This is a genomic window from Thermococcus fumicolans (assembly GCF_055386755.1).
Map to the genome: position 1 here is coordinate 134,867 of NZ_AP042424.1, position 17,041 is coordinate 151,907.

At 57.1% G+C, this 17,041-nt stretch carries 18 protein-coding genes, 3 tRNA genes and 1 other RNA gene; 12 read left to right on the top strand and 10 right to left on the bottom strand.

The window, feature by feature from the left end; genetic code table 11:
* Positions 1-3: 3 nt before the first annotated feature.
* Both ACZ5AM_RS00690 and ACZ5AM_RS00695 read left to right on the top strand, forming a co-directional pair.
* On the top strand, positions 4-1,146 hold the full coding sequence (locus ACZ5AM_RS00690; RefSeq protein WP_464915839.1) for a cation:proton antiporter: 1,143 nt from the start codon (positions 4-6) through the stop codon (positions 1,144-1,146).
* Between the two features lie 10 nt (positions 1,147-1,156).
* Entirely contained in the window at positions 1,157-2,281 is a 1,125-nt protein-coding gene (locus ACZ5AM_RS00695; RefSeq protein WP_464915085.1) for a cation:proton antiporter, read from the top strand.
* Positions 2,282-2,291: 10 nt separating this feature from the next.
* Here ACZ5AM_RS00695 and ACZ5AM_RS00700 read toward each other — a convergent pair whose 3' ends face one another.
* Positions 2,292-3,593 (bottom strand): ATP-binding protein, encoded by a 1,302-nt coding sequence (locus tag ACZ5AM_RS00700; protein WP_464915840.1) that lies wholly within the window; start codon positions 3,591-3,593, stop codon positions 2,292-2,294.
* 168 nt (positions 3,594-3,761) lie between these two features.
* Here ACZ5AM_RS00700 and ACZ5AM_RS00705 point away from each other — a divergent pair, with 168 nt between their 5' ends.
* Together ACZ5AM_RS00705 and hisS are read left to right on the top strand one after the other, a co-directional pair.
* On the top strand, positions 3,762-4,376 hold the full coding sequence (locus ACZ5AM_RS00705) for a MarC family protein (RefSeq protein ID WP_464915086.1): 615 nt from the start codon (positions 3,762-3,764) through the stop codon (positions 4,374-4,376).
* Positions 4,377-4,431: 55 nt separating this feature from the next.
* A complete protein-coding gene (hisS, locus tag ACZ5AM_RS00710; protein ID WP_464915087.1) occupies positions 4,432-5,742 on the top strand; it encodes a histidine--tRNA ligase in 1,311 nt (436 codons plus the stop codon).
* Here hisS and ACZ5AM_RS00715 read toward each other — a convergent pair.
* Positions 5,739-5,870, bottom strand: coding sequence for a hypothetical protein (locus ACZ5AM_RS00715; RefSeq protein ID WP_464916180.1), 132 nt, complete (start codon positions 5,868-5,870; stop codon positions 5,739-5,741). The genes hisS and ACZ5AM_RS00715 overlap by 4 nt on opposite strands.
* Before the next feature lie 99 nt (positions 5,871-5,969).
* Between ACZ5AM_RS00715 and ACZ5AM_RS00720 the strand changes: the two genes are divergently transcribed.
* Genes ACZ5AM_RS00720 through ACZ5AM_RS00730 form a run of 3 tightly spaced genes read left to right on the top strand, consistent with a single transcriptional unit; the run spans position 5,970 to position 9,481 of the window.
* Entirely contained in the window at positions 5,970-6,278 is a 309-nt protein-coding gene (locus tag ACZ5AM_RS00720; RefSeq protein WP_464915088.1) for a hypothetical protein, read from the top strand.
* A 45-nt stretch (positions 6,279-6,323) separates the two neighbouring features.
* On the top strand, positions 6,324-9,065 hold the full coding sequence (gene alaS / locus ACZ5AM_RS00725; RefSeq protein ID WP_464915089.1) for an alanine--tRNA ligase: 2,742 nt from the start codon (positions 6,324-6,326) through the stop codon (positions 9,063-9,065).
* 20 nt (positions 9,066-9,085) lie between these two features.
* Positions 9,086-9,481 carry a hypothetical protein gene (locus ACZ5AM_RS00730; RefSeq protein WP_464915090.1) on the top strand — a complete coding sequence of 132 codons (396 nt, stop codon included), beginning with the start codon at positions 9,086-9,088 and terminating at the stop codon, positions 9,479-9,481.
* Here ACZ5AM_RS00730 and ACZ5AM_RS00735 read toward each other — a convergent pair.
* A complete protein-coding gene (locus tag ACZ5AM_RS00735) occupies positions 9,458-9,913 on the bottom strand; it encodes a hypothetical protein (RefSeq protein WP_464915091.1) in 456 nt (151 codons plus the stop codon). The two genes, ACZ5AM_RS00730 and ACZ5AM_RS00735, sit on opposite strands and share 24 nt — an antisense overlap.
* A gap of 158 nt (positions 9,914-10,071) precedes the next feature.
* Here ACZ5AM_RS00735 and tpiA point away from each other — a divergent pair, with 158 nt between their 5' ends.
* The 3 genes from tpiA (at position 10,072) to ACZ5AM_RS00750 (ending at position 11,733) form a co-directional block, all read left to right on the top strand.
* Positions 10,072-10,752, top strand: coding sequence for a triose-phosphate isomerase (tpiA, locus tag ACZ5AM_RS00740; RefSeq protein WP_464915841.1), 681 nt, complete (start codon positions 10,072-10,074; stop codon positions 10,750-10,752).
* A gap of 69 nt (positions 10,753-10,821) precedes the next feature.
* Positions 10,822-11,616 (top strand): diphthine synthase, encoded by a 795-nt coding sequence (dph5, locus tag ACZ5AM_RS00745; protein WP_464915842.1) that lies wholly within the window; start codon positions 10,822-10,824, stop codon positions 11,614-11,616.
* Positions 11,617-11,656: 40 nt separating this feature from the next.
* Positions 11,657-11,733, top strand: a tRNA-Val gene (locus tag ACZ5AM_RS00750).
* 308 nt (positions 11,734-12,041) lie between these two features.
* On the opposite strand, the gene ACZ5AM_RS00755 is transcribed toward ACZ5AM_RS00750, so the two are convergent.
* The 7 genes from ACZ5AM_RS00755 to ffs form a co-directional block, all read right to left on the bottom strand.
* A tRNA-Gly gene (locus tag ACZ5AM_RS00755) sits at positions 12,042-12,119 on the bottom strand.
* Positions 12,120-12,131: 12 nt separating this feature from the next.
* Positions 12,132-12,208 (bottom strand) — tRNA-Phe (locus ACZ5AM_RS00760).
* A 71-nt stretch (positions 12,209-12,279) separates the two neighbouring features.
* On the bottom strand, positions 12,280-12,999 hold the full coding sequence (gene queC / locus ACZ5AM_RS00765) for a 7-cyano-7-deazaguanine synthase QueC (RefSeq protein ID WP_464915092.1): 720 nt from the start codon (positions 12,997-12,999) through the stop codon (positions 12,280-12,282).
* Entirely contained in the window at positions 12,996-13,406 is a 411-nt protein-coding gene (locus tag ACZ5AM_RS00770) for a PIN domain-containing protein (RefSeq protein WP_464915093.1), read from the bottom strand. Before ACZ5AM_RS00770 ends, queC begins: the two co-directional genes overlap by 4 nt.
* Entirely contained in the window at positions 13,394-13,630 is a 237-nt protein-coding gene (locus ACZ5AM_RS00775) for an AbrB/MazE/SpoVT family DNA-binding domain-containing protein (protein WP_464915094.1), read from the bottom strand. Before ACZ5AM_RS00775 ends, ACZ5AM_RS00770 begins: the two co-directional genes overlap by 13 nt.
* Positions 13,631-13,679: 49 nt before the next feature.
* The gene (locus tag ACZ5AM_RS00780; RefSeq protein ID WP_464915095.1) at positions 13,680-14,582 is read right to left on the bottom strand and encodes a dihydroorotate dehydrogenase; all 903 of its coding nucleotides are present in this window, start codon (positions 14,580-14,582) and stop codon (positions 13,680-13,682) included.
* A 75-nt stretch (positions 14,583-14,657) separates the two neighbouring features.
* Positions 14,658-14,971, bottom strand: an RNA gene (gene ffs, locus ACZ5AM_RS00785) — signal recognition particle sRNA.
* A 123-nt stretch (positions 14,972-15,094) separates the two neighbouring features.
* On the opposite strand from ffs, the gene ACZ5AM_RS00790 reads away from it, so the two are divergent.
* Together ACZ5AM_RS00790 and ACZ5AM_RS00795 are read left to right on the top strand one after the other, a co-directional pair.
* A complete protein-coding gene (locus ACZ5AM_RS00790; RefSeq protein WP_464915096.1) occupies positions 15,095-16,540 on the top strand; it encodes an FAD-dependent oxidoreductase in 1,446 nt (481 codons plus the stop codon).
* Entirely contained in the window at positions 16,533-17,036 is a 504-nt protein-coding gene (locus tag ACZ5AM_RS00795; RefSeq protein ID WP_464915097.1) for a 4Fe-4S dicluster domain-containing protein, read from the top strand. Before ACZ5AM_RS00790 ends, ACZ5AM_RS00795 begins: the two co-directional genes overlap by 8 nt.
* Positions 17,037-17,041 lie beyond the last annotated feature (5 nt).

A 17,041-nucleotide genomic window follows, 5' to 3' on the forward strand; every position in this document is an offset into this window, starting at 1 on the left:
ATCATGGACGTCTTCCTCGAGCTCGCGCTCATACTAGTGATTGCCAAGCTGTTCGGGTACTTAACCGTTCGCATCGGCTTTCCAGCGGCCCTCGGCCAGCTCATCGGAGGCATACTCATAGGCCCCTCAATCCTCGGACTGGTGGGTTATGACGAAGGAGTGAAGCTTTTGGCTGATTTGGGCGTCGTCATGCTCCTCTTTTTGGCCGGATTGGAGACCGACGTCGAGGAGTTCAGGAACGTTGGGGTTCCGGCTTTCATAGTGGCCTCGCTCGGCGTCCTGGTTCCCTTCGTCCTGGGCTATCTAGGCGCGATGGCCTGGGGATACTCGAGCGTCCAGGCGCTCTTCCTGGGAGGTGTTTTAACGGCAACGAGCGTTGGTCTTACCACCAGCATACTCATGGAGATGAAGAAGCTCCGCACGAGGGTCGGGACGACGATTCTGGCTGCGGCAGTCGTCGACGACGTCCTGGGCATAATAGTGCTCACCATACTGGTCGGGATAAACACCCGCGGTAGCGTGTACCTGGATGACCTGATGATAATACTGGGGGAGGTTGCTTTGTACTTCGCCCTGGGCCTCTTCGTTGGACACCCTGCCGTTAAGGAGGCCCTAAAAGCTTCTGAGAGGATAACCCTCCCCGAGACAGTTACGGCAATGTCGATAGCGATAATGCTGGTCTTCGCTTATCTGGCGGAGCAGTTCCAGATAGCCGGCATAACCGGCGCCTACTTGGCCGGGATCTTAGTGGCGGGAACCGAGGAGGCCAGAGAGATAACCAACAAGACGATGACCATAGGCTATTCGCTCTTCATCCCAGTCTTCCTGGTCAGCATCGGAATAGAGAGCGACGTTCGCGTTTTAGCCCACGCAGGGATTTTCGCTCTCGTCTACTCGGTTCTTGCAATCATCAGCAAGATATTCGGCTGCGGCCTGGGGGCTTTTGCTTCTCGCTTCAAGCCGAAAGAGGCCCTCCAGATCGGCATAGGGATGATACCCAGGATGGAGGTGGCCTTGATAATGGCCAACGTGGCTTTGAACGAGGGCGTCTTCGACAACGGAACCTTCTCGATCCCGGTTACGATGGTTCTCATAACGACGATCGTGACGCCCTTCCTGCTGAAGTGGGCGTTCTCAAAGGAGTAGGGGCGATAGGATGGAGATAATCCTGCTCATCGCCCTCATGCTTGCGGTTGCCAAGATAATGGGCTACGCCTTTGAGCGCCTCGGCCAGCCCGTCGTCCTGGGGCAGCTCATAGGCGGGTTTCTAATGGGGGTCTTCTTCGACACCGAGCCCGTAATCCAGGAGTTCTCCAACCTCGGAGTTTTGATGCTTCTCTTTCTGGCCGGCCTCGAGAGCGAGCTCGAGGAGTTCAAGCGCGTTGGAAAGCCCAGCGTTATAGTGGCGGGTGTAGGCGTTGTTGTGGCCTTCGTCTTCGGCTTTCTGGCGGCTTACCCGTTTGTGGAGCCCCACGAGGCGATCCTCTACGGGGCCATCATGACGCCCACGAGCGTCAGCATAACGGTAAAGGTTCTCATGGAGCTCAGAAGGCTCAACACGCGCGAGGGGACGACTATCCTGGCGGCGGCGGTGGTGGATGACGTGCTGGGCATACTGGTGCTCACGGTAGCCATATCCTTAGTAAGCGAGGGCAGCGTCCACTACTCAGTTATAGCTGAGATAGTGGCCGAGGTCTCGGCTTTTCTGTTCGTCTTCCTCTACTTCGGCCCCAAGTTCGCGGACAGGGTCTTTGGAATGATCTCCAAGATAGACCTCCCGGAAACGAGCACCTCCTTCGCGATAGTGTTCATGATGCTCTTCGCGGTTCTGGCCGAGCATCTGAACCTCGCCTCGATCCTCGGTGCTTACCTGACGGGCCTCGCCCTCGGCCAAGGCTCCAGAAAGAGGGAGATAGTGGAACACGTCAGCACCCTCGGCTACTCCCTCTTCATCCCCCTCTTCTTCGTGGAAGTGGGCATGAGGGTTGAGCTAGGCTACATCCTCCACGCGGGTCTTTTCGCCGTTGTGTATACCCTTATGGCGGTTGCGAGCAAGGTGGTGGGTTGTGGGATGGGTGCAAAGATAGCAGGCTTTTCCTGGGAGAGCTCCCTGAGGATTGGCGTGGGCATGATACCGAGGATGGGTGTCGAGCTGGCCATGCTCTCCGTCGCTATGGCCAGCGGCGTCGTCGGTGGCGACGCGCTCACGGTGGCGATACTCATGGTGTTCACGACCACCGTAATAACGCCGCCGATCCTGAAGTGGATGTACTCTAAGTGAACCCAAGGGCCTAAATCAGGGCCATAAATGCCCTCCAGGGAATCGAGATTATGTCTCCTTCAACATCGAACTCCTGACCCACCACGATTCCCATATCGGCTTTCAGCCGCTCCATGCTCCTCTCAACCTGCGAGCGGCTTTTCTTGCTCAGGCCCACTTCGATGACGTATCTCTTGCCTCCCCTAAGCAGAACGAAGTCCGCTCCCCCCTTCCTGGGTTCATACTCCAAGATGCCCGCTTTGGAAAGGTAAAACGCGGTGGCGTCTTCGAGCAGTGCACCCAGCTCCACTATTCCGAAGCGGCTCAGGATAGCGGCCCTTATCGCGGGGGCCGAAAACTTGAGCTTGGGACTTTTCCTAACCTTTGAAGAGGTGCTCCCAGCCGGTGGAATTTCGATCAGAAGGCCACTTTTGATTAGAGCCCTTACAAGCTTGACCACGGTGGCCTTTCCTATCCCCAGGGATTTCGACAGCCTTTCGTAGCTGAAGTGCTCCCCTTTGGGTGCGGATAGAAGAACGAGGAGCCTCATGGCGGCATCAATGGTTGAAGCGTCAAAGTCCCTGAAGTTCCGGAGGTCGAGGTAGATAATCCTCTCCGTGAGACTTAAGAGAAGTTCGTGGGCTTCACGCTCCGCCATTCCTAGGGTCACCGGCAGGGAGCCACTGCGGAGATACGTTTCTGCCGTGTTCCCGTATTTTGCGGCCGTTTCCAAAGCCCTCCGGAGGGCCTTTTCATCGGCTTCAAAGAGGGCATCCAGTCCCACCGGTTGAACCTCTTCTCCGGTCAGATGGAGGTACTCAAGAAACGTCAGGGGTTCAACATCCAAGCTAACGGCCCTCCTGGCAAGGTCGGGGCTTTCCCTCAGTTTTATAGCCGAGGAACCCGTTGCAATCGTTAAATACCGCCTCCTGTCATGGAGAACCTTGAGGGTGAGGTCCCATCTGGGATCGTAGTGAACCTCATCGAGGAGAAGAATGAGTTTCTCAGGTCTGAATATATCCACGTACCTCTCAACGGCTTCATAGATCGTGAACCCGAGGAGGTGCAGCTCGTCCACGGGCAGATAAAGCACTCCCGGGGTTTTTTGGAGGGCGTAGAAATAAAGCTGTCCAAGGAGCGTTGTCTTCCCCGTTCCCCTTAGGCCTGGCAAGAGGAGCGTTCCTGTCGTTCCTTCCTCAAGATACTCATCGATCTCCTTAGCCAGTCTCTCAAAGAGAAACCTCCTCCTCAGCCTTTGAGAGTAGCCCAGCCTCGAGGGAAGTTCCGCGGCGAGTTTTATAAGATAGTCATCAAGTTGAACCACAATATCCACCAATTTGGTCAGTTAACTGACCATATATTTAACGATTTTGGTTCATTCATCCGACCAATTTAAAAGGCTCGGCCAACCGGGTACTCATCACACGTCAGCCAGTGCCGGTTTCGTCATCGCCTGCCAAAGTTGGCATAGATTTTTAAATCGGTTTCTCAAGCTCCCAGCATGAGCGATCTGGCGACAATACTGAGTTCGGCACTGCTGATGCTGATAATGATAGACCCAAGCGACAAGATACTCCTGGTCACCTTCCTGCGCGAGGACTTCGAGATAGCGGACATAAAGGCGCTCATAGTGAGGGCCAACCTGATAGGCTTCATCCTGCTGGCCAGCTTCGCTGTTGCCGGCCAGATAATCCTGCAGGAGATATTCCACATCGACATAAGCGCCCTGAAAGTTGCCGGCGGCTTCGTGCTCTTCAAGATAGGTCTGGAGGCACTCGAGAGCGGCGGAATGTTCACCCTCAAGAGGGAAAGGGACATACTGGCTTTGGCGGCGGTTCCCGTTGCGATGCCCCTTATAGCCGGCCCAGCGGCGATAACAGCGGTCATAACCCTAACCGCCGAGTACGGCTACACGGTTTCACTCTCAGCCACTGCCATAGCGATAGCCCTCGTTGCGCTCTCCATGTTCGTGGCCCTCTACATGATGAAGTCCGTAAACAAGACCTTCCTGAGCGTGACGATAAGGATAATAGGCCTCTTCATAATGGCCATCGGGGCGCAGATGATGGTCGAGGGCGTCGTTGGTATCTACCTGCTCATGACGTCGAGCGCGTAGCCCTGGGCTAACCTTTTAACCCCTTCCGCTTTTCTCCCGGAGAGGAGGGTTGAGGATGAAAAGGCTCGAGAAGGTCAAGGGAACGCGAGACCTCCTGCCAGAGGAGATGGCGAAGAGGAGATGGGTTTTCGAGAGAATAAGGGAGGTCTTCGAGCGCTATAACTTTCACGAGGTCCTCACGCCGACCTTTGAGTACACGGCGCTCTTCCAGCTGAGGAGCGGCGAAGAAGTGGTTGAGCAGCTCTACGCCTTCGAGGACAAAGGGGGGAGGAACCTCTCGCTCAGGCCGGACATGACCTCGAGCGTCGCTCGCCTGTACGTCAACTCCTTCCAGAACGCCCCGAAGCCGATAAAGTGGTACTATATCGCGAATATGTTCCGCTACGAGGAGCCCCAGAGCGGCCGCTATAGGGAGTTCTGGCAGGCGGGCGTTGAGCTCCTCGGGAGCGACAGGGTCGAGGCCGACGCCGAGGTAATAGCGCTCTTCGTCGAGAGCTACCTCGCGACCGGTCTTGAGGACTTCACCGTCAACATCGGCGACAGGATTCTGCTCGACGAGTTCGCGAGGATGCTCGGCGTTGAGGATGACATCGGGCTCATGAGGCTCATAGACAAGAAGGACAAGATGAGCAGGGAGGACTTTATTGGGGCGCTCAGGGAGTTCGGGCTTGGTGAAGAGGGCGTTGAGAAGGTTCTCGCGCTCATCGAGATCAAAGGCAAACCCGACGAGGTTCTCCCGAAGGCGGAGGGGCTGTTCACGAGCGATGAGGCCAAGGCGGAGATAGCCAAACTCTACGAGCTGGTTGACCTGTTAGGTTCCTACGGTGTCTCCGACTGGATAAGGATCGACCTCGGAATCGCGAGGGGCTTCGACTACTACACAAGCGTTGTCTTCGAGGCGATAGCGCCGAACGACCTCGGAATCGGCTCGATTGGGGGTGGAGGGAGGTACGACAACCTCATAGAGGTCTTCGGCGGGAAGCCAACCCCTGCCACGGGCTTTGCCATAGGGATAGAGCGCCTCATCCCCATACTCGAGTGGAAGGGCCTCATCCCGGAGCCGAAGCTCAGGCCGGACGTTTACGTCATCCCCATCGGAAAGGACACGGAGGTCAAAAAAGCCGCCGTCGGGGTCGTTGCAGCACTGAGGAGGGCCGGCGTTAAGGCCGACGTTGAGCTCACGGGCAGGAAGATAGGCAAGGCCCTCGACTACGCCGGAAGGCTCGGCGTGCCGTACGTCGTCCTCATCGGAAAGAGGGATCTGGCCGAGGGCAGGGTAACGGTAAGGGATATGGAAACCGGAGAACAGAGGGCGGTGGAGAAGGAGAGGGTTGTGGAGGAGGTTCTGAAGCTCCTGGCTCCCTAATCCCTCCGCTCCAACCTGAACTCCTTTACCCTTCTCCTCATCCTCCACCCCTCAATTCGCCTCACGAAGGGACACCGGGAGCGCCACCTATGGAAAGCCCTCCTCAGAAGCCCGCGCATCTCGACCACCAGCTTTTATAAGAGGCAACCGTTAAAACCCTTTGTGCCGTAGGGATGATGAGTCTGGAGCCCCCTGAGCGGTGAGGAGGTTTCGCGGGGCTGACCGGGATGATAAAGGAGCGCCTCTGTCGGGAGTACATCGAGGAGATCGAGAGGCTTGAGCTCTCCGTGAGGGAGCTGGAGGAGGAGATAATCGAGCTCAGGATGCAGCTAAGAAAGAAGACCGAGGAGGTAACGAGCCTGAGCATAGAGAACACCAGCCTGAGGCATAAGGTGGAAACGCTGGAGCGCAGGGAGAGGCTCATCGTCGAGCTCCTCAAAAAGCTGAAGGTTCCCCTAGTGTTGATCGACGAGGAGGAGTTCGAGGACGTCGACATTGATCTACGCCCCGATCTTAAAGACAACCAGAAACCTTAATTAGTGCTGAACTCTTCTTGGGTTAGCTAAAGTGAGGTGAGGATTATGAGCATGGACATGACCACCAGGATGTTTAAGGAGGAAGGCTGGATTAGGAAGCAGTGCCCGAAGTGCGGCAAGTTCTTCTGGACGCTCGACCCAGATAGGGAGACCTGCGGCGACCCGCCGTGTGACGAGTACTCCTTCATCGGAAAGCCCGGCATACCGAAGAAGTACACCCTCGACGAGATGCGCGAGAAGTTCCTAAGCTTCTTCGAGAAGCACGGCCACGGAAGGGTTAAGCGCTTCCCGGTTCTGCCGAGGTGGAGAGACGATGTTTTACTCGTCGGCGCTTCAATCATGGACTTCCAGCCCTGGGTTATAAGCGGCGAGGCAGACCCGCCCGCGAACCCGCTCACGATAAGCCAGCCCTCGATTCGCTTTACGGACATCGACAACGTCGGAATAACCGGCAGGCACTTCACGATATTCGAGATGATGGCCCACCACGCCTTCAACTACCCGGGCAGGCCGATCTACTGGATGGACGAGACTGTCGAGCTTGCCTTCGAGTTCTTCACCAAGGAGCTGAAGATGAAGGCCGAGGACATAACCTTCAAGGAGAACCCGTGGGCCGGCGGAGGGAACGCGGGGCCGGCCTTCGAGGTGCTCTACCGCGGTCTGGAAGTGGCAACGCTCGTTTTCATGCAGTACAAGAAGGCCCCCGAGAACGCCGACCCGAGCCAGGTGGTTGAGATAAAGGGCGACTTCTACGTCCCGATGGAGACGAAGGTCGTTGACACCGGCTACGGCTTGGAGAGGCTCGTCTGGATGAGCCACGGGACGCCAACGGCCTACGACGCGGTTCTCGGCTACGTCGTCGAGCCGCTGAAGAAGATGGCCGGGGTAGAGAAGATAGACGAGAGAATACTCATGGAGAACTCCAGATTAGCTGGAATGTTCGACATCGAGGACATGGGCGACCTTCGCTATCTGAGGGAGCAGGTCGCGGGCAAGGTGGGCATAACCGTCGAAGAGCTCGAGAAAGCGGTGAGGCCCTACGAGCTCATCTACGCGATAGCAGACCACACTAAAGCTTTGACCTTCATGCTCGCCGATGGAGTCATACCCTCCAACGTCAAGGCCGGCTACCTGGCGAGGCTGCTCATAAGGAAGAGCATAAGGCACCTCCGCGAGCTCGGCCTCGAGGTTCCGCTCGCTGAGATCGTCGCCATGCACATAAAGGAGCTCTCGCCGACCTACCCCGAGTTCAGGGAGATGGAGGATGTGATCCTCGACATAATCAACGTCGAGGAGAAGCGCTACCAGGAGACGCTGAAGAGGGGAAGCGACCTCGTGAAGCGCGAAATAGCGAAGCTCAAGAAGAAGGGCATCAACGAGATACCGCTCGAAAAGCTCATCCTCTTCTACGAGAGCCACGGACTGACGCCGGAGATAGTGGCGGAAGTGGCGCAGAAAGAGGGAGTAAAGGTCGAGATACCGGACAACTTCTACACTCTCGTCGCCAAGGAGGCCGAGAAGACCGAGAAGAAGACGGCTGGAGAGTACGTCGTCGACTTCGAGCTCGTTAAGGACCTTCCGGACACCAGGACGCTCTATTACGAAGACCCCTTCATGAAGGAGTTCGATGCGGAGGTTCTCAAGGTTATAGACGACTGGGTCGTCCTCAACCAGACGGCCTTCTACCCCGAGGGTGGCGGTCAGCCGTACGATACCGGCGTTTTGAGCGTTGACGGTGAGGAAGTCGAGGTAACCAACGTCCAGAAGGTCGGAAAGGTCATCCTCCACAGGGTCGAGAGGCCCGAGCTCTTCAAGGAGGGGGCCAAGGTTCACGGAAGGCTCGACTGGGACAGGAGAATCCAGCACATGCGCCACCACACCGGAACGCACGTTCTCATGGGCGCACTCGTCAGGGTTCTCGGAAAGCACGTCTGGCAGGCGGGAAGCCAGCTCCACACCGACTGGGCCAGGCTTGATATAAGCCACTACAAGCGCGTCAGCGAGGAGGAGCTCCGCGAGATAGAGCGCCTCGCCAACAGGATAGTCATGGAGAACAGGAAGGTCACCTGGGAGTGGCTGCCGAGGACCGAGGCAGAGATGAAGTACGGCTTCAGGCTCTACCAGGGTGGAGTCGTTCCGGGAAGGGTCATCCGCGTGCTGAAGATAGAGGACTGGGACGTCCAGGCCTGCGGTGGAACGCACCTGCCTAACACCGGCCTAATCGGCCCGATAAAGATACTGAGGACGGAGCGCATACAGGACGGCGTTGAGCGCATTGTTTTCGCCGCAGGAGAGGCAGCTATAAACTGGATGCAGGAGACCGAGAGGATACTCAAGAGAACGAGCGAGGTCTTCCGTGTTCCTCCGGAGAAGGTGCCCGAGACGGCGGAGAGGTTCTTCAACGAGTGGAAGCAGGCCAGGAAGGAGGTCGAGAAGCTGAGGAAAGAACTCGCAAAGCTCCTCGTCTACGAGCTCGAGAGCGAGGTCGAGAGGGTCGGCGACGTCGAGTTCATAGGTAAAGTCGTCGAGGGGACGATAGACGACCTCCGCGAGGCTGCCAACAAGCTCAGGAAGGATAAGCGCGTGGTAGTCCTCATCACCAGGGAGGGCCACTTCGTCGTTGCCGTTGGAGACGGCCTCGACCTCAAGGCCGGTGAGCTGGCGAAGGTCGTAACGGGCGTCGCCGGCGGTGGCGGCGGCGGAAGGAAAGAATTAGCGCAGGGCAGGATAAAGAACCCGCTCAAGGCCGAGGAAGCGATAGCCGAGGTTAAGAAGAGCCTCGGCTGATTCCTATTCTCTTTTCTGGGGTGTTTTCCATCAAAGTCAAAACACTAACACGGGAAATAATCTCCCTGGCGGGAGAGCTCGGCCTAAAAGCCGTCTCCGAATACCGAACCACTGATGGCACGCGGATAGATATAGCCGTCCTCGACGGGGAGAAAAAGCTCCTCGCGATTGAGCTGGAGGCGTCCTTCAAGTGGTTCCCTCAGAGGCTGCTCTACGACGTCGTCAAGGCCCACCGGGCAGGTTTTCCAGAGCTCTGGGTCGTCTCGAACTTCAACTCCAACCCGGGCTGGGTTCTCAACTACGCCAGGGAGATAGGGCTTGACCTGAGGGTCGTAAAGGAGAGGGAAACCGTAGAGAAACTCCGGGAGAAATTGGGAGGAGACGAAAGGAGATCACTTGGACTTTCTCGGGGCTAGGGTCAGCGTGTAGTCGTCCCTCCAGAAGGGAGCCTTTTCGAGGTGTATCTTAACCTGAGCGGTGCCCTTCTCGTAGTAGAGGGACTTAACGAGATCGCTGGGAACCCTGAAGTGAATGTACATCGTCCCGCTCTTGCTCACGGTGGTTTTGAACTCGTCGCTTCCCCGTTTCTGCTCCCCGTTGTACTCGATCAGGTACTCCGTCCCCTTGGGGAAGGTTATCTTAAGCTCGAAGCCGCTGACCTTTGGCTTCACGTCCATCTCAAAGAGGCCCCAGCCGTCCTTCTCAACGAAGACAACGCTCTGGTTGTCTATGTAGAAGACCTCGCGGTAGTCAACGCTGGCCGGCGGCAGGTGGGCCGTCTTCACCGCGTAGCCGAACAGCGCCAGTGTTATGATCGCCATTATGAGCAGAGCCTTGTTCATGTTCATCCCCCCTATTTCTAAGGGCCGCCCGATACTTAACTCTTTTGTGTAGGTGATTACACGGCCTCATCCGAAAAAGCAGGCCTTAAGCGTTGATCCCGGCCCGGACATGACGAACCAAAAGAGGTTTAAGGAGGAAGGGCATAACACTTCCGGTGATACTCATGGAGAAGCTCAAGGAGCCGGTTATAGCGATTAACTTTAAGACGTACATCGAGGCAACCGGAAAGAGGGCCCTGGAAATATCTAAGGCCGCTGAAAAAGTCTGGAGGGAGACTGGAATAACAATAGTCGTAGCCCCGCAACTGGCAGACCTCAGGATGATAGCTGAGAGCGTCGAGATCCCGGTCTTTGCACAGCACATTGACCCGATTAAGCCGGGAAGCCACACGGGCCACGTTCTCCCGGAGGCAGTAAAAGAGGCCGGCGCGGTTGGAACGCTCCTCAACCACTCGGAGAACAGGATGATTCTAGCGGATCTAGAGGCGAGCATTAGAAGGGCCGAGGAAGTTGGGCTCATGACGATGGTCTGCTCAAACAACCCAGCTGTCAGCGCTGCCGTTGCTGCTTTGGGCCCCGATTACGTTGCAGTTGAGCCTCCCGAGCTGATAGGGACGGGAATTCCCGTCAGCAAGGCCAAGCCAGGGGTGATAACCAACACGGTGGAACTAGTCAAGAGGATCAACCCCGAAGTGAAGGTTCTCACAGGAGCGGGAATATCAACTGGAGAGGACGTCAAGAAGGCCCTGGAGCTTGGAAGTGTCGGAGTTCTCCTCGCGAGCGGCGTTACGAAGGCCAAAGACCCAGAGAAAGCCATAAGGGATCTGGTTTCGCTGATAGTCTGATTTTCTTGCTTTTTCGGTTTTCTGGGGAGCTTTTTTAAGGCCTCTCTCCAAGCCGGCGTGGTGATCGAGATGGCGCTCTACTTCATAGGCCTCGGCCTTTACGATGAGAAGGACATCACCCTTAAGGGACTTGAGATAGCGAGGAGATGCGACGAGGTCTTTGCCGAGTTCTACACGTCCATCCTCGCCGGGACGACGATAGAGGGGATAGAGGAGCTCATTGGAAAGCCGATAAGGAGGCTCAGCAGGGAGGACGTCGAGCTGAACTTCGAGAGGATAGTCCTTCCGGCGGCGAAGGAGAGGGAGGTGGCCTTCCTAACCGCCGGAGACCCGATGGTGGCAACGACTCACTCCGACCTCAGGATAAGGGCGAAGAAAGCCGGGGTTGAGAGCTACGTCATCCACGCTCCGAGCATATACTCCGCCGTAGCTGTAACGGGTCTACACATCTACAAGTTCGGGAAGAGCGCCACCGTTGCCTATCCCGAGAAGAACTGGTTCCCCACGAGTCACTACGATGTGATACGGGAAAACGGGGAGAGGGGCCTTCACACACTCCTGTTCCTCGACATAAAAGCCGATCAGAACCGCTACATGACTGCCAACGAAGCTATGGAGATCCTCCTTCAGGTGGAGGAGATGAAGGGAGGGGGGGTTTTTACGCCGGACACGCTGGTCGTTGTCCTCGCGAGGGCCGGTTCCCTAAACCCAACGCTCAGGGCGGGCTACGTTAGGGATCTCATCAAGGAGGACTTCGGCAGACAGCCGCACGTTCTCATTGTTCCCGGCAGGCTCCACATAGTGGAGGCTGAGTATCTGGTGGAGTTCGCCGGTGCCCCCGAGGAGATCCTCAGGGATGTTTAGCGAAAGCTTTATATCCTTCCCCTCTCTTCCTCCACCGGGCGGGCCCGTGGTCTAGACGGTTATGACGCCACCCTTACAAGGTGGAGGTCCGGGGTTCGAATCCCCGCGGGCCCACCACAGAAACTTTTGCTAGGCAAAAGTTTCATCGAAGTTCGTGATTCCTGCTAAATCACCAGTTTGAGGGAGGATTCCACCGAAAAACACTGGATTGAATCTTGAATCCCAGCATTTAGTTTTTTGTTTTGGAAGGAGTTCAGCTCTAACCGACGCCCGAAGGGTGTCAAAAAGGAGGAACTCTCCCGGGAAGGGCAGTAATGAAGGAATTCACCCTAAATTGCCGGGCTAGATAAAAGGAATCCCCCATTTTTAGCATTCCAAAATACTCCTTAACTCTCAGCCGGCGCTTTCGTCAGAAAGGGTTGTTGTGGTGCGGTGGCCGGGATTTGAACCCGGGTCACCGGCTTGGAAGGCCGGTGTCCTAGACCAGGCTAGACTACCACCGCATTGCGAGAAAGTGGTGGGGCGAGGGGGATTTGAACCCCCGACACCCGGATCTTCAGTCCGGCGCTCTCCCAGGCTGAGCTACCGCCCCACGCCCAAAGATAAAAGGCTGGATCGGATTTATAAATCTTGCGGTACTCTGTTCCTGTCACGGTAGGGTTTTCAAATCTTCGGCTCGACAGCGTAGACAGTCCTGTCTTCCCCGATTCCTTCGATAAGTCCGCGGTGCCTCCTCACGCAGCTCTCGCATTCGCCGCAGTGTATCGGCTTCCCGTCCTCGGTGAAGCCCTTCGGCATGTAGCAGGAGTTGGAGTACTCGTACTTCGCGTCCAGCTCCTTCAAAAGCCTCGCTATGCCCCTCTTGTCGAGGTCTATGAGCGGTGCAACTACCTTGACCTCAGCCATCGTGCCGTAGCGGAGCATCTCGTTCATCCTCTCCACGAATTCGGGGGTATTGTCCGGGAAGGTGACCCCTTCCTCGGCGTTGAAGCCCACTATTATGTCCCCGCCGCCGAGGGCATCGAGAAGAGAAGCGGCAACGGCTATCAAAACAACGTTTCTTGCCGGAACCCAGACGCTCTTTGCGGTTTCCTGCGCGACGCTCATGTCATCGAGCTCTTTCCCAGTAACCTTTGGAGTTTCGCCCCCCACGAGGGTCGTCCCCCGCAGTTTGGAGAACTCTTCGAGGAAGTCGAGGCGAACTATCTTCAGCGGGACGTTTAGCTCTTTCGAGAAGAACTCGGCAACTCTGTTCGTAACCTTCTCCTCGTTGCTACCGTAGTTGACGGTGAGCATTATCACCTCGTCGTAGTTCTTCTTCGCCCAGTAGAGGCAGGCCGTCGAGTCCAGCCCACCGCTGAAGAGAACGACCGCGCGCTTCATTCAACCACCTCCGGGAGCAGTTTAACGTTAAGTTTCTCAGCCCGGTTTCTAAGCTTTTTGTCGTAGGTCGCGAGGGCACCGACGTCTTTGGCTATCGCGAGGATCACGGAGTCGTTGTGGTGTTTTAAGCCGAGGCTTCCGAAGAGGTCAAAGGCCGGAAGTAGGTACCTTCTGTCATCGATGAGGCTAACCTTCTCGTTTAGAAGAATCTTTGACACGATTTTCTCTGCTTCCTTGGGTGCAACCCCTGCCGCTGCCAGGTTCCAGACGAGCTCATAAAGGACGATTGTCGGTAGCACTACCTTATCAAGGGAGTCTATCAATTCCCTTGCTTCCGCATACCTCTTAGAGCTGCGGTTGATAGAGTAAAGGAGGACGTTTGTATCAACGACCGCTACTCTTCCCATCTGGATGCCTCCGCGAGGGCTTTTCTGGAGTTCTCCTCGATTTCTTCTGGTGTGAAGTCCCTTCCAAGGTCGAGGCTCGGCCACTCCATTTCGGCTTTTTTAATGACTATCTCGTCTCCCCTCAGCTCGACGGCCAGATATTCGCCCTCCTTTATGCCGAGTGCCTTTCGAATCTCGGCGGGAATGGTTATCTGGTAGTTGCGCGTGACCTTCGTGAGCGGCATAGTAGTTCACCGCAGTATAGTAGGACTTCCTACTAGATAACCCTTTCGCTCACTCGAGGGCGAGGCCAACGATGTCCTTCACGCTCGAAAAGCCTTCTCTTTCAAGGTACCTCTCAATCCCCTCGCTTATCTCCCTGAAGACCTTCCATCCGCGGAGGAAGACGGCCGTGCCTATCTGGAGGGCGGAAGCTCCCGCGAGAAGGAACTCGACCGCGTCTTTCCAGGTGGTTATGCCGCCAATTCCAATGACTGGGATGTCAAGAGTTCTCGCAAGGTCGTAAACGGTCCTCAGAGCCACCGGCTTAACCCCTGGCCCGGAGTAGCCTCCAACCTTGTTGCTCAGTATCGGCCTCCTCGCGTAGACGTCTATCGCTATCGCCTTCAGCGTGTTTATGGCCGAGACGGCATCTGCTCCAGCCCTTTCAGCAGCCAAGCCGAGCTTCGTTATGTCGTCGGTGTTGGGTGTGAGCTTTGCTATAACCGGCTTATCAGTGGCCTCTTTGACGGCCTTGACAACTTCATACACGTTCTCCAGCTTCTGGCCGATCTCCATGCCGTAACCTTTGGCGTGGGGGCAGCTGAGGTTCAGCTCAAAGGCATCCGCAACGTCGCTCAACCTCTCCGCCAGAAAGGCGAACTCCTCGGCTGTGCCACCGAAGATGGAGACGATGAGCGGGAAGTCGAAGGTGTAGCCCCCCACCATCTCCAGAAAGCCCTTCCAGCCGGGGTTTGGCAGTCCCATCGCGTTTATCAGGCCGTATGGGAGCTCGACTATGGTCGGGTTGTCGTAGCCTTTCCTCGGCTTGATTCCTATCGATTTCGTCACGACGCCCCCCGCCCCTTCCTCGTGGGCCCTTATCCACTGCTCCGGCACCTTGTCGTTTATCCCGGACGCGAGGATGAGCGGGTTCTCGAACCTTATCCCGAAAAGCTCGACCTCAAGGCTGGCCATTTTGACACCTCAATATCAAAAGAGCGCCAGACTATTAAGTTTTTGCCCAGGATCTTGAAAAGGTCTCTTTAGTGGCGGCGGGCGCGCCCGGGGGTGGGAACCCTCCACCGCCCGCTTCCACCGGGGCTCGCTCACCCCCGCTACCCCGGGAGCGCCGCACGTCCCGCCTACCGCTGCTCCCTTCCGGGCCTGGCGGGGTTCGGCGGGCAAAGGAGGTTAGCGGAGCCCTCCAGCTCCGCCTCCTCCACCGCCGGCCCCCCGGGACGAGGGATCACCGTTGTGCCCCGGCTTCCGCGGGCGGCTTCGGGAACCGCCCCCCGGGCTTCGACCCCGGCATATCGACGGTTTCCGGTTACAGGGGACGCCGAACCCCCCGGCCTAGCCCGCCGCCAGGTTTTAGTTTCCGGGCCAGATATATAAAGCTTTGGTAGGTCGGGAACCAAAGGTTGTCCACCTTTAGATTGAAAAATTTTCATAAGTTCTGCCGCTAACTCGTTCACAGGTGACGTCCAATGCGTCTTAATGAACATCCTATTCTAAAATTTAAACGCGGCAGGGAGGTTACGATATACTTCAAGGGGAAACCAATCACCGCCCACGAGGGTGAGCCGATCGCCGCGGCACTTCACGCCGCTGGAATACGGGTTCTGAACTACTCGAACAACCAGAAACGTCCGAGGGGCCTCTTCTGCGCCATCGGGAAGTGCTCCTCGTGCCTCATGATAGTAAACGGCATACCGAACGTCAGAACATGCATAACCCTCGTGGAGGACGGAATGAGAATAGAGCCCCAGAGGGGAAAGGCAAAGCTGCCGAAGGAGGCCAAGCTCCCGGAGTTCAGGGACGCGAAGGTAGTGAAGGCCGATATAGTGGTCATCGGCGGCGGGCCCGCTGGTTTGATGGCAGCTATTCACGCGGCCGATGCCAGGGCGAGCGTCGTTCTCCTCGACGAGAACCCCATACTCGGCGGCCAGCTCGTGAAGCAGACCCACAAGTTCTTCGGAAAGCGCGAGCAGTTCGCCGGGGTCAGGGGCGTTGAGATAGCGAAAATCCTGGAGGATGAGACCAGAAAGAGGGAGAACATCGAGATATTCCTTGAAACCTCTGCCGTTGGTATCTTCCAGGAGGGGGATGAAAAGCTCGTCCTCGGTGTGAGGAAGAACCGCGAGCTGATAGAGTTCCGCGGAAGGGCACTCATAGTGGCCACCGGTGCGATGGAGAAGATGATTCCCTTCGAGAACAACGATCTGCCGGGAATCTACGGCGCCGGGGCGATTCAAACGCTGATGAACACCTACGGCGTCAAGCCCGGTGACAGGGTTTTGATAGTCGGTGCCGGAAACGTCGGGCTTATCCTGGCGTATCAGCTCATACAGGCGGGCGTCGAGGTCAAGGCGATAGTGGAGGCGATGCCCAAGGTGGGTGGCTACTTCGTGCATGCTGCCAAGGTGAGGCGCCTCGGGGTGCCGATCCTCACTAGGCACACGATTCTGCGCGCGGAAGGGAAGGAGAAGGTAGAGAGGGCCATCGTTGCCCAGCTCGACGAGAACTGGAGGCCTATTCCTGGGACGGAGAAGGTCTTCGACGTCGATGTCATAGCCCTCGCCGTTGGGCTGAGGCCGAGCATCGAGCTCCTACACCAGGCCGGTTGCCAGATAAGGTTCGTCCGCGAGCTTGGCGGCCACGTCGCAGTCCGCGACAGTTGGATGGAGACCACAGTCAGGGGAATATTCGTTGCCGGGGACACGGCGGGGATAGAGGAGGCCACCACCGCCATGCTCGAGGGGAAGGTGGCGGGGATAGCCGCCGCCCTGCGGCTCGGAATAGCCGAGGAGAGCTGGGTGGAGGAGATAGAGAGGGCCCAGCGCGACCTTGAAGAGTTCCGCTCCGGGCCCTTCGGAAGGCACGTCGCCGAGGGGATAAGGAAGCTACTTGCGGAGGTCGGTGGAAATGTCTGAAGTTCCGGCTTACCTCAGGGAGGGCTACATAACTCCCGATGAGCTTTTCAGAATAATCCCGAAGCCGAGCGAGGAGAGATTGAGGGCGAGGCCCGTCGCCGTCCCGGAGTGCCCCCAGGAGATACCCTGCGCCCCCTGCAGGGAGATATGCCCGACCAACGCGATAAGCATGCCCACGCCGAACGACCTGCCGGTAGTCGACTACGAGAAGTGCATCGGCTGTTCCCTCTGCGTCCAGATATGCCCCGGGCTGGCCTTCTTCATGGTTCACTACGTCGGGGATAAGGCGAGAATAACGATGCCCCACGAGCTCCTTCCGCTCCCCGAGAGGGGCGAGGAAGTTGTTCTCCTCAACCGCGTGGGGGAGTCCGTAGGAAAAGGCAAGGTGCTCACCGTCGTTCCGAGGGAGAAGACGAAGGGGGACACGCCGATAATCATCGTCGAGGTGCCGATTGAGCTCGCGTGGGACGTGAGGGCCGTGAGGGTGGAGAGGTGATTGAA

Coding starts and splice junctions, on each gene's coding strand:
- ACZ5AM_RS00690 (WP_464915839.1), top strand. CDS start 4: ATGGACGTCTTCCTCGAGCTCGCGCTCATACTAGTGATTGCCAAGCTG.
- ACZ5AM_RS00695 (WP_464915085.1), top strand. CDS start 1,157: ATGGAGATAATCCTGCTCATCGCCCTCATGCTTGCGGTTGCCAAGATA.
- ACZ5AM_RS00705 (WP_464915086.1), top strand. CDS start 3,762: ATGAGCGATCTGGCGACAATACTGAGTTCGGCACTGCTGATGCTGATA.
- hisS (WP_464915087.1), top strand. CDS start 4,432: ATGAAAAGGCTCGAGAAGGTCAAGGGAACGCGAGACCTCCTGCCAGAG.
- ACZ5AM_RS00720 (WP_464915088.1), top strand. CDS start 5,970: ATGATAAAGGAGCGCCTCTGTCGGGAGTACATCGAGGAGATCGAGAGG.
- alaS (WP_464915089.1), top strand. CDS start 6,324: ATGAGCATGGACATGACCACCAGGATGTTTAAGGAGGAAGGCTGGATT.
- ACZ5AM_RS00735 (WP_464915091.1), bottom strand. CDS start 9,913: ATGAACATGAACAAGGCTCTGCTCATAATGGCGATCATAACACTGGCG.
- tpiA (WP_464915841.1), top strand. CDS start 10,072: ATGGAGAAGCTCAAGGAGCCGGTTATAGCGATTAACTTTAAGACGTAC.
- dph5 (WP_464915842.1), top strand. CDS start 10,822: ATGGCGCTCTACTTCATAGGCCTCGGCCTTTACGATGAGAAGGACATC.
- queC (WP_464915092.1), bottom strand. CDS start 12,999: ATGAAGCGCGCGGTCGTTCTCTTCAGCGGTGGGCTGGACTCGACGGCC.
- ACZ5AM_RS00770 (WP_464915093.1), bottom strand. CDS start 13,406: ATGGGAAGAGTAGCGGTCGTTGATACAAACGTCCTCCTTTACTCTATC.
- ACZ5AM_RS00775 (WP_464915094.1), bottom strand. CDS start 13,630: ATGCCGCTCACGAAGGTCACGCGCAACTACCAGATAACCATTCCCGCC.
- ACZ5AM_RS00780 (WP_464915095.1), bottom strand. CDS start 14,582: ATGGCCAGCCTTGAGGTCGAGCTTTTCGGGATAAGGTTCGAGAACCCG.
- ACZ5AM_RS00790 (WP_464915096.1), top strand. CDS start 15,095: ATGCGTCTTAATGAACATCCTATTCTAAAATTTAAACGCGGCAGGGAG.
- ACZ5AM_RS00795 (WP_464915097.1), top strand. CDS start 16,533: ATGTCTGAAGTTCCGGCTTACCTCAGGGAGGGCTACATAACTCCCGAT.